11 protein-coding genes and 1 pseudogene (1 of these 12 only partly in view) are annotated in these 13,143 nt (G+C 64.2%); 5 read left to right on the top strand and 7 right to left on the bottom strand.

Annotated features, from left to right (window positions below):
* Positions 1-1,468 carry the 5' portion of an ATP-binding protein gene (locus tag N6L26_RS08305; RefSeq protein ID WP_263605133.1) on the bottom strand. The gene continues 932 nt to the left of window position 1, outside the view, so 1,468 of the gene's 2,400 nt are visible here — the first part of the coding sequence; its start codon is at positions 1,466-1,468; its stop codon lies off the left edge, out of view.
* Between the two features lie 355 nt (positions 1,469-1,823).
* Here N6L26_RS08305 and N6L26_RS08300 point away from each other — a divergent pair, with 355 nt between their 5' ends.
* From N6L26_RS08300 to N6L26_RS08280, 5 genes are read left to right on the top strand one after another with little or no spacing between them, the layout of a single operon-like run.
* Complete coding sequence (locus N6L26_RS08300; RefSeq protein ID WP_263605132.1) at positions 1,824-3,593, top strand: cellulose biosynthesis cyclic di-GMP-binding regulatory protein BcsB; 1,770 nt, start codon at positions 1,824-1,826, stop codon at positions 3,591-3,593.
* Between the two features lie 2 nt (positions 3,594-3,595).
* Complete coding sequence (locus N6L26_RS08295; RefSeq protein ID WP_263605131.1) at positions 3,596-5,482, top strand: glycosyltransferase family 2 protein; 1,887 nt, start codon at positions 3,596-3,598, stop codon at positions 5,480-5,482.
* Entirely contained in the window at positions 5,479-6,945 is a 1,467-nt protein-coding gene (locus N6L26_RS08290; protein ID WP_263605130.1) for a hypothetical protein, read from the top strand. Before N6L26_RS08295 ends, N6L26_RS08290 begins: the two co-directional genes overlap by 4 nt.
* Entirely contained in the window at positions 6,942-7,904 is a 963-nt protein-coding gene (locus N6L26_RS08285; protein ID WP_263605129.1) for a response regulator, read from the top strand. Before N6L26_RS08290 ends, N6L26_RS08285 begins: the two co-directional genes overlap by 4 nt.
* Positions 7,901-8,707, top strand: coding sequence for a hypothetical protein (locus N6L26_RS08280; RefSeq protein WP_263605128.1), 807 nt, complete (start codon positions 7,901-7,903; stop codon positions 8,705-8,707). Before N6L26_RS08285 ends, N6L26_RS08280 begins: the two co-directional genes overlap by 4 nt.
* Positions 8,708-8,709: 2 nt before the next feature.
* Here the strand turns inward: N6L26_RS08280 and N6L26_RS08275 are convergent, their stop codons facing one another.
* The 6 genes and pseudogenes from N6L26_RS08275 to N6L26_RS08250 form a co-directional block, all read right to left on the bottom strand.
* Positions 8,710-9,675, bottom strand: a complete 966-nt coding sequence (locus N6L26_RS08275; protein WP_263605127.1) for a glycoside hydrolase family 113 — start codon at positions 9,673-9,675, stop codon at positions 8,710-8,712.
* Positions 9,676-9,802: 127 nt separating this feature from the next.
* Complete coding sequence (arsH, locus tag N6L26_RS08270) at positions 9,803-10,543, bottom strand: arsenical resistance protein ArsH (RefSeq protein ID WP_263605126.1); 741 nt, start codon at positions 10,541-10,543, stop codon at positions 9,803-9,805.
* Between the two features lie 16 nt (positions 10,544-10,559).
* Positions 10,560-11,630: an ACR3 family arsenite efflux transporter gene (gene arsB / locus N6L26_RS08265; RefSeq protein ID WP_263605125.1), complete on the bottom strand. Its 1,071-nt coding sequence runs from the start codon at positions 11,628-11,630 to the stop codon at positions 10,560-10,562.
* A complete protein-coding gene (locus N6L26_RS08260) occupies positions 11,627-12,145 on the bottom strand; it encodes an arsenate reductase ArsC (protein ID WP_263607279.1) in 519 nt (172 codons plus the stop codon). The genes arsB and N6L26_RS08260 overlap by 4 nt, the downstream gene beginning before the upstream one ends.
* Before the next feature lie 18 nt (positions 12,146-12,163).
* Positions 12,164-12,466: pseudogene (locus tag N6L26_RS08255) on the bottom strand (ArsR/SmtB family transcription factor); the annotation flags it as partial.
* An 88-nt stretch (positions 12,467-12,554) separates the two neighbouring features.
* On the bottom strand, positions 12,555-13,118 hold the full coding sequence (locus tag N6L26_RS08250; RefSeq protein ID WP_263605124.1) for a PilZ domain-containing protein: 564 nt from the start codon (positions 13,116-13,118) through the stop codon (positions 12,555-12,557).
* Positions 13,119-13,143: the final 25 nt, after the last annotated feature.

Raw genomic sequence — 13,143 nt, 5'->3', positions numbered from 1 at the left:
AGGACAATTTGTCCGCCGGAATGCCGACCCCGGTATCGATCACGCGGATGACGATCGAGCCGGCATCCTCACGCGCCTCGATCCGCACCGATCCCCGTTCGGTGAACTTGATCGCATTGCCGATCAGATTGAGAATGATCTGGCGCACGCGCAGCTTGTCACCGGTCCCATTGGGCATGCCCGGTGCGATATCGGCTTCCAGCACGATGCCCTGAGCCTTGGCGTTCGGTTCGAACAAGCGCATGCTACTGCGCACGAGGTGTCCGAAATCGACGGGTTCGCGGGACAGCTGCATGCGCCCCGCCTCGATCTTCGACAGGTCGAGCAATTCGTTGAGCAGGCGCAGCATTGCCTTGCCCGAGTCCGAGATCATCCGCGCGTAATTGAGATGTTCTTCCGACAGATCGCTTTCCAGCAGCAGGTCGGCAAACCCGATGACACCGTTCATCGGGGTGCGAATTTCATGGCTCATATTGGCGAGGAAATGGGTCTTCGCCTTCGCCGCGCTCTCTGCCGCGTCGCGCGATTGCCGCAGACGCTCTTCGATCAGCACGGTTTCGGTAATGTCTTCGAAAACGCCGAACAGCGTAATCACTTCACCGGTGGGCGAGGTTTCGGCGTGTCCGATGGCCGCCACATGGCGCAATTCGCCGTTCGGACGCACGATCCGTGCGGTAAACTCGAAATTCTCGCCCTCGTTGAGGGCTTTCTCGACCATTTCGGAGACCATCGGCCGGTCTTCTTCGTAATAGAAGTCGATGCCCTTCTCGAGATCGGGGACGTAATCTTCGGGGACGCCGTGGATACGGTAGAGCTGGTCCGACCAGAACAGCGAATCCTCCTGAACGTCGATCCGCCAATGGCCGATATTGGCGATCCCCTCCGCCATCTGCAGCAGGCGGTTGTTTTCGCGCAGTCGCGCATTGCGCTCGGTATCGAGCAACTTTTCGCGCCGCCGTGCGCCGATGTCACGGACGATGCCGACGAAATCCTGCAACTCGCCGGTTTCAGGATCCTGGCGCGATGCAAAATGGGCCTCGAGCCAGACGTAGTGACCATCCCGGTGCTTGTGGCGATAGGTCGTCAGCGTGCGGGGGACCGCACCCTGGAACAGCTTCTCGCTCGCCACCATCGTCGCGGCGCGGTCGTCGGGATGAATGCCGTTGATCGGCGGCTGGCCAACCATCTCCTCCGGCGTATAGCCGAGCAGTTTTTCGCAGGCCGCGCTCATGTAGCGGCGCACCCGGTCAGGCCCGATCACCACTGCCATATCGGGAATATCGGCAGCGATCGATTCGAAGTCGGGGTGCTCGATCAGGTCGCGTGGATCCAGGTCTTCTGCGGCGACCGGCTTGGCCGGGGCACGGGCATCGCGGATGGCACTGCGAAACCAGATCGCCAGCGGTACGGCGGCCATGACGGTTCCCAGTACGAAACCCAACAGAACCATCTCGATGTCCAAATTCATACCCACTCTGCTTGTTGTCGACCTGCCCGAATTCCGCCGCGGTTATGCAAGGTTGTTATCCATGGCACAATCCCGTCGAAAATCGTGTGTATCGGGCGTTAAGGAAAGAAAGTTATAAAATCCCTCCCGGAATAGTTGAGAACTTCTTTTCGTAAGGTCTTCTAAACCATCTGCGTGAAGTGTTAGGGAACGATATGCGATGGTTGAAGCCAGCCGAAGGATAGTCATGGTGAATCCGAAACTCCTCTGCGTTGCCGCGGCGGTGGCAATGGTAACCACAGCAGGGGCTGCGCAAGCGCCCGCCATTTCGGGAAATGGTACGCAAGGCACGCCACCGACCAGCACAGTCACAAGGGTGATCACGCTGAAGGAGCGCGGGTTTCCCGATGGCTTCGAGATCGCCGGCCTGTCGGGTTCGCGCGAGATTTATTTCCCCATTCCCGCGGATGCCGGCGCGCAGGACCTGCGGCTCGTGCTGCCCTACCGGACGGCCTCCTCCTTCGACAGTCGCCGCGCGCTATCGATCGAAGTGGGCGGCAGGACGCTCTACACGACTGCGCTGCCGAACGGGTTTTCCGAAGGGGTGATCGATATCCCCATCGACGCCTCGCTGATCGAGCAGGGCTTCCTGGCAGCGCGCATCGTCTATTCGGGCGCAATTACCGAAGACCGCTGTGTCGATCAGCGATTGTCGGGTGCCTATCTCTCCTTCGCCGGCAGTGGCGGCTTGCAGGCGCAGCTCGACGGCGGCAGCCTGACCCGGGTGGCTGCGGTCGCAGCCGCGATGCCCACCGCGATCGACGTCGATCTGCCTGCGAGCGCCAGTGCCGCGCAAACCGCGGCCGCGCTGACATTGATGCTGGGCGGGGCGGATGCACGGCTTGCCGGCAATCGCGGGACCGGTCCTGGCTTCGGCGAGGGGTGGCAGGTTTCGCGGGTCATCTTCGCCGATCCCGCATCGCCCGCACTTTCGGTGCAGCGTGAGGCCGGGGAGCCGGTGTTGCAGATCGGCGGTGACGATCCCGTCGCCAGCGCGCGGCTGTTACGCAGCCGGTGGAATGCGCTTGTCGCTTCGCCTGCTGCGGGGGCAGCCCAGCGCAATGCGGGCGCTGCGGCAACTACGCTCACGGTGGGCGATCTGGGCGGCGACACATCTATCCAGAACGTGGTCGATCGCGGGCAATGGAACGTGGCTATCCCCACCAGCGCGGTGCCTGCCGGGCAGCGCATGACCGGTATGGTGGTGGACGTCGCGGCGGCGGAAGATGGCGGGACCACGCGCCCGGTCATCGCGGTGCTGCTCAACGGCGTGCTGCTGGCAAGCGCCGAGGCGGAGGACGATGGCCGTACGCGCCTCGATGTGGATTTCCCGCAAGGGCTCGTCACGTCGCGCAACAATCTCGAGGTCAGCGTCGCGCGGCAGCCCGCAGGCGGGGACTGCAAGTTTGCGCCGCAAGGCTATCCGGCGCAGTTGCTTCCTTCCAGCCACGTCAAGCTCGATCCCGTAGGGACGATCGGCGATTTTTCCGATCTTCCCGCGGTCTTCAACGGCGGCTTTACGCTGGTGATGTCCGGCGCAGACCAGCTTGGGCCGGTGGCGTCGCTGCTCGGCCCGCTTGCAAGCGGCGAGGGGGCGGTCAGCGTGTCCTATTCGGAGATGCCCGAAGCGGGCGCCGTGGTGTATGTCGGCGACCAGGCCCCCGCCGGGACCGATCCGATCGTGCGCTTCGACCAGGGTGCGGTCACGATCGACGGCGAGAACGGGCAGACGCTCCTCGATGCCGAAGCCATTGGCGAACTGACCACGGTCCAACTGCTCGAACAGGGCGGCCGCACCGTGGTCTGGATCAAGCCGGGCGCGGATTTTGCCGCGCTGGCGACCAGCGCCTCGCCGCCGGTGCTCAGCTATGGCAATGTCGCCTTCCTCGCCGGGGACCAACTCGACTTCGCCTTCCATAATGCGCGCGAACGGCTGATCGACATCCGCTATCCGGAGGAAAACACCTTCAGCCAGTTCCTGCGCCAATACCGCCTGTGGTTGATCGGCCTCGGCTGGGTGCTGGTGACACTGGGCTTCGTCTATCTCCTCCGCCGCGTGATCGTCGCCAACAAAACCAAAGACTGATCGTGGGCAACCTTCTCTCGATCGACAGTTGGACCGGTGACTTCCTCGCCGAACGTAACCTCGTCTCGGCACGGCAGCTGAACGAGGCGAGCGAACTGGCTGCGCGGTGGGGGTCCAATCTCGCCGATGTCATGCTGACCAAGAACTGGATCGAGCCGGAGGACTATTACCGCGCACTCGCCGACCGGTTCAGCGTTGAACAGGTCGATCTGGAGAAGGACCCGCTCGATCCCGACCTCCTCGAGGTCGCGGAAGTCGCCAACTACATGCGCGAACTCGCAGTGCCCTGGCGGTGTGAGGACGGGGTGACGACGATCGTCACGTCGCGTCCGGGGCCCGAGCTGATCCTCTATGCCCGCCGCAAATGGGGCGCGAGCGTCAAGATTGGCATCGCTTCGAAGAAGCAGATCCAGCAGGCGGTGCAGAGCGTCTTTTCCGAACGTTTCCTGCACGCCGCGGTATTCGATCTGGCCGAACACGATCCGGTGATGTCGGCGCAGACCGTGTTTACGCCGGTCCAGTTGGTTGTCGGCTGGGCGATGTTGAGCGCGTTTGCGCTGGGGCTGGCGCTGGCCCCGATCTCGACGCTGATCGCTCTGAACATCGTGATGACGCTGTTCTACCTCGGCAACTTCCTGTTCAAGACCGTGCTGATCTGGGCGGGTGGCAAGCACCAGCACGCCAGCGAGCGGCAGATGGATGCGGCGGTCGGCCTGCTGCGCGACGAGGACCTGCCGGTCTATACCGTGCTGGTACCGATGTTTCGCGAGCCCGACGTGCTGCCGATCCTCGCCAATGCCTTGCGCGAACTCGACTATCCGACCAGCCGGCTCGACATCAAGATCGTCCTCGAGGAAGGCGACCAGTTGACCATCGATGCCGCCACCGCGCTGGGGCTGGAGGATATTTTCGAGATCATCCTGGTCCCGCCCGCGCAGCCGCAGACCAAGCCCAAGGCGTGCAATTACGCGCTACAATTCGCGCGCGGCGATTACCTCGTCATCTACGATGCCGAGGACAAGCCCGAACCAGACCAACTCAAGAAGGTGGTCGTGACCTTCGACCGCTCGCCCGCCAATGTCGCCTGCGTCCAGTGCCGGTTGAATTACTTCAACCGCGAGGAGAACTGGCTGACGCGCCTGTTCACGCTCGATTATTCGCTGTGGTTCGACCTGATGCTTCCGGGGCTGGAGAAGCTCAAGGTACCGATCCCGCTGGGGGGCACGTCGAACCATTTTCGCATGGATGTGCTGCGCGAATTGCGCGCATGGGACCCGTTCAATGTCACCGAGGATGCCGATCTGGGCATTCGCCTGACGCAGAAGGGCTATGAAGTCCGGCTGGTCGCTTCGACGACCTTCGAGGAAGCCAATGTCTCGCAGTCGAACTGGATCCGGCAGCGTTCGCGCTGGATCAAGGGCTACATGCAGACCATGCTGGTGCATACGCGGCGCCCGGTCCATCTGGTGAAGAGCATCGGTGTGCTCGGGCTGCTGGGTTTCATCTTCTTCATCGGCGGGACCATGCTCTCGGGCCTGCTAAATCCGGTGTTCTGGGCGATATTCGTGCTCTGGCTGCTGACCGAGACCGGGCTGTTCGATCCGCTGTTTCCGCCTGTCCTGCTGTATCTCTCGGTGTTCAACCTGCTGGCGGGGAACGGACTGTTCATCTTCGTGATGATGCTGGCGCCCTTCCGCCGCAACTGGCTGTCGCTGGTGCCCTACAGCCTGACCGTGTTCTGGTACTGGGTGTTGATGTCGATCGCCGCGTGGAAGGGCGCGTGGCAGCTGATCACCAAGCCATTCTACTGGGAAAAGACCGAGCACGGGCTGTCGAAACACACCGCCGCTGAAGTCAGCAAGGCGCAGGCGAGCCAGGCTGCGGGATGACGGCGCGCAGGATCACCGGCTATGCCATGCCGATCATATTGGGCATCGTGCTGGTCGCTCTGGCCCTTATCCTCCACGCGCGCGGCTATGTTTCGGCCAGCAATCTCGACCTGCACGGGCGGACGCTGCTGAGCCTCGAGGGGCTGATCCGGTTCGAGGATATCGTCACCGCTTTTCCGCCGCTGCCCTATATCACCGGGATCGGGCTCAACCACTTCGTGCCCGTCGCCGGAACCACCGGGCTGGCGGTGTTGAGCGCGGTGCTGGCGGCGCTGCTTGTGCTCGCCTGGTTCTGGGCGTTCCGTGCGAACGGATTGTCACTATGGGAAGCCTCCGCCGCCAGTGCGGTGCTGGCTCTCAATCCGGTATTCCTGCGCGGCGCGACCGAGGGGATCGGGTTCATTCTCGTCCACTGGGGGCTGTGGCTGACCGCGCTGGGAGCCTTCAGCCTGCGCCGGGGCGAACGCGTCAACGATCTGATGCTGGTCTCGCTCGGCCTGTGCCTGATGGCCTTCGCGCATCCGTTCGGAATGGTGCTGGCATTCGCCAGCCTGCCGTTTCTTGCGCTGGTCATCCCGATTGACCGGCTGCGCATTGCGCCGGCGGCGATGTATCTGACGCTGCTCTTCCCCGTGCTCTTCTCGATTGCTTCGTTCATCTATGTGAACTGGGTTTTCGCCGACCAGACCTTCGACTTCATCGGTGCGGTCAGCCGGGAATCCGCCGGGCTGGGCGCCGATCCCACCGGCCGCGTGCCGGTGGCCGACTGGCGGAATATCAGCCTCGCGCTGGTCAGCCTGTTCGCCGTATGCCCGATCGCGATCGGCTTTTTCTTCGCCGCGCGCGGGATGGCACCGCTGCGCTATGCGGTGCTGGCGCTGTTCCTGACTGTGCTGGCGGCGATGCTGCTGGCGCTGTCCTTCGGCCTGTTCCCCTCGGCCGCGCTGGCCGCCAGCCTCGGGGTCACTGCAGCCGCCGCCTGTGTCGCGCGCTGGCCAATCGCGCGGCTCAAGCGGGTGGAGCTGCTGCTGCTGGCTGCCGGGGCGATTGGCGGGGCCTTGCTCGTCAGCGTCGATACCGCGCCCGAGACCGAGCGCTGGAAAGCGGCGCTGGCCAACCGCCCGGTGCCGGTCAGCGATCCCGAACTCGCAGGCGTTGCACGCGCGCTGTCGGGCCGCGAGGACGTGCTGTTCGATGCCGAAGCAGCACCCGCGGTGATCGCGCTGCGCGAGGACGCCACCGGGGTCTTGTCCAGCGGGACACAGCAATTCCGCACCGTCTCGATCCGGAGGAGGACCGATGCCAGCACGCTGGTCGTCCGCAATCGCGAATCCGGCTACGGAAGTGACCGGGTTGGTCGCATCTTCCCGACACTGTACGAGAAAGGCCTGCCCGGTTACCGGTTGCGATACGACGGGGCACGTTGGCGGGTATATGAATTGAGCAGCGAGGCCCCACGATGACCGAAGGTAATCAGTCCCGCATCCTCGTGGTCGACGATGTCCGCGAAAGCGCGCTGATCACCCGCGCGCTGCTGGCGCGTGGCAATTTCGACCAGATCGATATTGCCAGCGGCGGCCTGGAAGCTCTCAAGATGTGCGGGATCACTCCCGATGGCGAGGCCGATAGCACCGCCGAACACCCGTACCAGTGCGTGGTCCTCGACATCATGATGCCCGATATCGACGGGCTGGAAGTCTGCGCGCGGATGCGTTTGGCCAAGGGCACGCGCGACCTGCCGATCCTGATGCTCACCGCGACCAACGACACCGAAACGCTCAACCAGGCATTCATGGCGGGTGCGGACGACTTCCTCACCAAACCGATCGACGAGATGCGGCTGCTTGCACGTATCCGGAACCTGTTGCGGATGCGCCGCGAACAGGAACGGCGTGCGCTGCGCGAGGAAGATCTGCGGGTCCAGAACGCCGCGCTGCGGCAGGGCCAGCTGACGCTCAGCCTGATCGATCCAACCACCAATCTGCTCAAGGACCGGGTGCTCGAACTGGTCATCTCCGATTGCCGCGCGCGTGGCCGACCTGCCGCGCTGAGCCTGGTCCGGATTATCGACTATGGGGCCTATGTCGGGGCGCATGGTCAGGAGAAGGGCGAGGCATTGCTGGCGCAGGTGGCGGGCATGTTGCAGGCGATCCCCGCGCCGCTGGCGGTCTATCTGACTGCCTATGGGCCGGGATCGTTCATGCTGATTCATCCCGGCGCATCCTCGGCGAGCGAGCTGGAAGACTGGAACGCGCGGGCTGCCGAAGCGGTCGAACAGGCCGCGATCCACCACGGGAATTCGATCCAGGCCGAGCATGTAGCGCTCTGGACCCGGACCGTATGGGCCGAGCCTGCTGGTCTGGCAGCGGCTGCGGATACGATCATCGACCGGACCAAACAGGAATTGCTGGAGCGACAATGATGGGAAAACTGTACGGCATCCCAATTGCCCTCGCCTGCCTGCTGGCAGCCCCCCAGGCCCATGCGCAGACGCTGACCGCAACCGAGGCGGGCGATGGCTCGAACAAGGGCCAGGCCATCGCGACGTTCTACTATTCGAAGAGCACCCGCGGCTTCGACGCCAATGGCGACAGCATCGACATTGCCGATTACGAGAAGGTCGAGCTGTACCTGCTGGCCGAATATGAAGTCGCTCCCGATCTCACGCTGATCTTCAAGCCGAGCTTCCGCAATGTCTCGGTCGAAGGCGGCGATGACGACAGCGGGCTGGGCTATACCGATATCGGCGGCCGCTATCGTTTTGCCGAGAACACCGACGGCTGGCTGGCTGTCGAAGCGACCGCGCGGATCCCCGGGGTCTCGCGTGACGACAATCTGGCGCAGGTCGGCAGCACCGATGCCGAATACGATTTTCGTCTGCGCGGCTTTCACAATCTGGCCTTCGGCGAAGACAGCGGCTTTATCGATGGCCAGGCGAGCTATCGGCTGCGCGACGGCGATCCGCCCAACGAATTCCACGCCGATCTGACGCTGGGTTATCGTCCCGATCCCGATTTCCTGCTGATGGTGCAATCGCTCAATACGATCAGCGATGGCGCCGGGCAGGGGATTTTCGACGAATATCGCTATCACAACATGCAGGTCAGCGGCGTGCTCACCGTCTCGCAATCGGTCTCGTTGCAGGCTGGCCTTGTCGGCACGATCGCGGGCGAGAACGCCTTGCGCGAGCGCGGCTTCTTCGGGGGCGTCTGGGTCTCGTTCTGAGGCTAGCGCCGGCGCAGCAGGCTTTGCGCGGGCTTGTTCTGGATCGTGAAGTCGGTGTCCTCGGGGCCGCCGCCCTGCGGGTCGCTGAGCCATCGCCATACCAGCGCGGTATCGATCCCGCCCTGCTGCGCCGCGTCGAGCCAGAGACGGAGGACACGCGCCTGCAGCGCCGGATCTGGCGCGGCGTCGCGCTCCTCGGCGCTTTCCCATGGCTTGTAGGTCGCATCGGCGGCCGAACGGATGCCGATCTCGCCCAGCCAGGCGGGCTTCGCATGACGATCCGCCAACGCTCTCAGGGCGCCGATTTCGCCGTTTATCGCGCGGCGCCATGACGTCATGTCGGTTGGCGCGCCCAGCGACGGGTAGGAGGACATGGTCACGATATCGAGCAGGTTCCAGAAGCCCACCTGCTGCGCCTCGGCGGAATTGTGCGCGACATAGGTCAGCCGGCCCGGAAACACCTCGCGTGCCCGCGCGATCAGCCGCGTCCATTCGGGCCGCGCGCTCGTCTGCAACAATTCGGTCCCGATGCTCAATACATCCGCACCCGCTTCGGCGGCGGTTTCGGCGCAGTCGATAAGCGCGGTTGCATAGGCGTCGAACCAGCTTTGCCAGTCGCCCTCGCTGGAGAACACCACGCTCCCCGCCCAGCGTTCGGGCACCCAGACATGCGGTTTGACCAGCACATCGAGCCCGACCCGCGCGGCCTCCTTGATCCCGAGAAACAGCCGGTCGCGCGGGAGCGCGCTGCCCCGGACCAGTGCCGGGTCGCTCGCGCCCGGTTGCCAGAAGAACGGTACCAGCGCGACTGTGGTGGCACCCGCCTCCGCCAGATTGGCAAAGCTTTGGCGGGCCCGCGCGCTGCCGAACGGCGCGGCCGGGTCCTCGATCAGGTTTACGCCGATCTGCATGACCCGCGCTTTCGCGGCGAGCGGCGACGCAAGCAAGCCCGGCAGCGCGCCCGCCATGGCCAGCACCTGTCTTCGATCCGGTCGTATTTCTCGCATGGCAGCACCCTGAGCCTGTTCGCCTGAACCAACCCCATACGCATCGGTCGCGCAAGCGTAACCGTCAGGACAAAACCGCGAAGTCCGCTCAGCCGCGGGCGAGCCCCGCCTTCTCGACATGCGTCGCCACCGGCTGGTCCTGGTCCTTGCGTTCCGAATAGCGGTCGACCATTTGCTCGGCATGGGGGCGCATCAGTACGGTAAAGCGGACCAGTTCCTCCATCACGTCGACGATGCGGTCGTAATAGCTCGAAGGCTTCATCCGGCCGTCCTCGTCGAATTCCATATAGGCCTTGGCGATCGACGACTGGTTGGGGATCGTGACCATGCGCATCCACCGGCCAAGTACGCGCAAGGTGTTGATCGTGTTGAAGCTCTGCGATCCGGCGGAAACCTGCATCACCGCCAGCGTGCGCCCCTGGGTCGGGCGGCGGCCCTGGATGGCCAGCGGCAAATGGTCGATTTGCGCCTTGAGGATACCGGTGACCTGCCCGTGGCGTTCGGGGCTGCACCACACCTGCCCTTCGGACCATAGCGACAATTCGCGCAATTCATGCACCGCCGGGTGGTCGTCATATTCGACCTGGTCGGGGAGCGGCAGGTCCGACGGGTCGAAAATGCGCGTCTCGCAGCCGAACCATTGCAGCAGCCGCGCCGCCTCCTCCACCGCGAGCCGCGAAAAGGACCGTTCGCGCAGCGACCCGTAAAGCAACAGGATCCGCGGCGGCGGGTCGGTCGCGCCAAGTCCCAGTGCGGGATTACGATGGGCAAATTCGCTGCGCAGCGCAGGCAGGTGATCGGGATCGGGGAGGGTACGGATGCGGGACATGCGGGTTCGCTCGAGTTCAGGCTGCGGGGAAGCTGCTGCGTGTGCGGTTGGCGAAGGCCACCAGCGACAGCATAACGGGGACTTCGACCAGCACGCCGACCACGGTGGCCAGCGCGGCCCCGCTGGTCAGGCCGAACAGGCCGATAGCGACCGCCACGGCCAGTTCGAAGAAATTGGAGGTGCCGATCAGTGCGCAGGGCGCAGCGATGTCGTGCGGGACCTTCCATGCCTTGGCCGCGGCATAGGCGAGCGCGAAAATGCCATAGGACTGGATGATGATCGGAATTGCGATGAGCGCGATCAGCAGCGGGTTGGCAACGATGGTTTCGGCCTGGAAGGCGAACAGCAGCACCACCGTCGCCAGCAGGCCCAAGATCGACCATGGCTTGAGCCGCGCGGTGAATGCATCGACCGAAGCCGTGTCGCCGCCATGGCTTGCGATCACCCGCCGCCGGGTCAGCGCGCCCGCGGCGAGCGGGATCACGACATAGAGCCCGACCGCCAGCAGCAGAGTTTCCCACGGCACGACGATATCGGTCACACCCAGCAACAGCGCCACGATGGGCGCGAAGGCGACGATCATCACCAGATCGTTCACCGACACCTGCACCAGCGTATAGGCGGGATCGCCCCTGGTCAGCTGCGACCACACGAACACCATGGCGGTGCAGGGCGCGGCACCGAGAATGATCAGCCCGGCGATATACTGGTCGGCATCGCCTTCGGTCATCAGCCCGGCATAGAGGTAGTCGAAGAACAGCAACGCCAGCGCGGCCATGGTGAAGGGCTTGATCAGCCAGTTCACGACCAGCGTGATTACCAGCCCCTTGGGCTTGCGCCCGATGTCCTTCACGCTGGCGAAATCGACGCCCACCATCATCGGATAGATCATCGCCCAGATCAGCACCGCGACGACCAGATTGACAGAAGCATATTCGAAGCCGGCAAGCGCCCCCGCCACTCCGGGTGCGACGAGTCCGAGCGCAAGCCCGGCGAAGATAGCCAGCGCCACCCAGAGCGACAGATACCGTTCGAACGTGCCGAGCGGCGAGGCCGCCGGGGCGGGTGTAGCGATCGTCCGGGTCATTCGGCGCCGCGCGCCCTGGCGCTGGCGCCTGCTTCGCGGCCAATGGTGGCAAGCTTGCCTTTCATCGCCAGCTCGTCGAGCCCGGCATGGGGCAGCATCAGGAACAGTTCGATCCGCCGCTTGAGATAGCTCAGCGCATCGACGAAGGCCGCACGCTGGCCGTCGCCTTCGACTGCCGCGGGGTCTTCGACGCCCCAATGCGCGGTGAGCGGCTTGCCGGGCCAGACCGGACAGCTTTCGCCCGCGGCATTGTCACATACGGTGAAGATGAAATCGAACTCGGGCGCATCGGCACCGGTAAAGACGTCCCAGTTCTTCGAATGCAGGTCGGCGGTCGGATAGCCGAAGCTGTCCAGCACCTCGATCGTCATCGGATGTACCGCGCCCCTGGGGTCGCTCCCGGCGCTGAAGGCGCGAAAGCGCCCTCCGCCAAGCTTGTTCAGCAGTGCCTCGCCAAGCACCGAGCGGGCCGAATTGCCGGTGCAAAGAAACAGGACATTGTAGCGTTCGCGCATGGGGAGGCCTCCTCCGGGAGCGGGCGTGGTGCAATCTTCTCCGCCGCAACAATTTTCCAGGAGAAAGCCGACCAGCGCGTTCATGGCCGCATAGTCGGCGCTGTAGATGAGCGAGCGCCCCTCGCGGCGCTGCGCGATCAGTCCTGCGCGCGACAGATGCGCGAGGTGGAACGACAGCGATGAATTGGGGATCTTGAGCGCCTCGGCAATCGCGCCAGCGGGCATGCCGTCCTCACCCGCCTGTACCAGCAAGCGGAACAGCGCGAGTCGATGTTCCTGCGCCAGCGCACCCAGCGCCTCGACCGCTGTCGGAGAGCTCATTTCCATGAGTGTCGAAATATTCGGCGCCAATCCCGACGTCAAGGCATGTTTCGACTATTATCGAAAGAACCGCCGGGAGCGGTCGGGCTCAGGGAAGTTGATCGGCCAGCTTGCGCAGGGTCTGCGCGGCGATGTCGAGCGTCTGCAGCTTGGTCATGAAGCGCGCCACCACCGCCGGGTCTTCGGCGAGGTCGTCGGCGAGCGCTTCCATGGCGGCGGCCGTATGCGCCACATCCTCACGGCTGAGTTCGGCAGAGAACAGCGGGGCGGCGACCTTGGCCACCGGAGCGGCGACCAGTTCGGCCTTGGCGGTCTGCACTGCGACGTCGACTTCTGATTGCGTCCGGCGCCCCGAGGGAAGCCATAGGCCGACATTGGCGCGGTGGCGGAACTTGATCCCTGCCTTGCCGGGCGTGATCCACACCACCACAGCCTCGAGTGAGATATCGCCGCGATGCAACAGGCAGGGGGTATCGGGCTGCGGGAGGACCTGGCCCTCGATCAGGGCGCCGCCGGGCGACATATTGCGGACCTTGACCGTCTCGCGCGAATTGCCGGTAACCAGCGCCGCCATGACGAACATATTGGTCCGCGGCTCCGCGCGTGCGCAGCCAATGAAGTCTTTATGGGGTTCGTATGCTGCTGATAACATGTCGATTTCCTGCAAAAACCCTGGA

The organism is Qipengyuania sp. SS22, assembly GCF_025736935.1.
Classification (GTDB): domain Bacteria; phylum Pseudomonadota; class Alphaproteobacteria; order Sphingomonadales; family Sphingomonadaceae; genus Qipengyuania.
The sequence above is the reverse complement of the archived record's forward strand: the minus strand, read 5'-3'. Positions and strand labels throughout refer to the sequence as shown.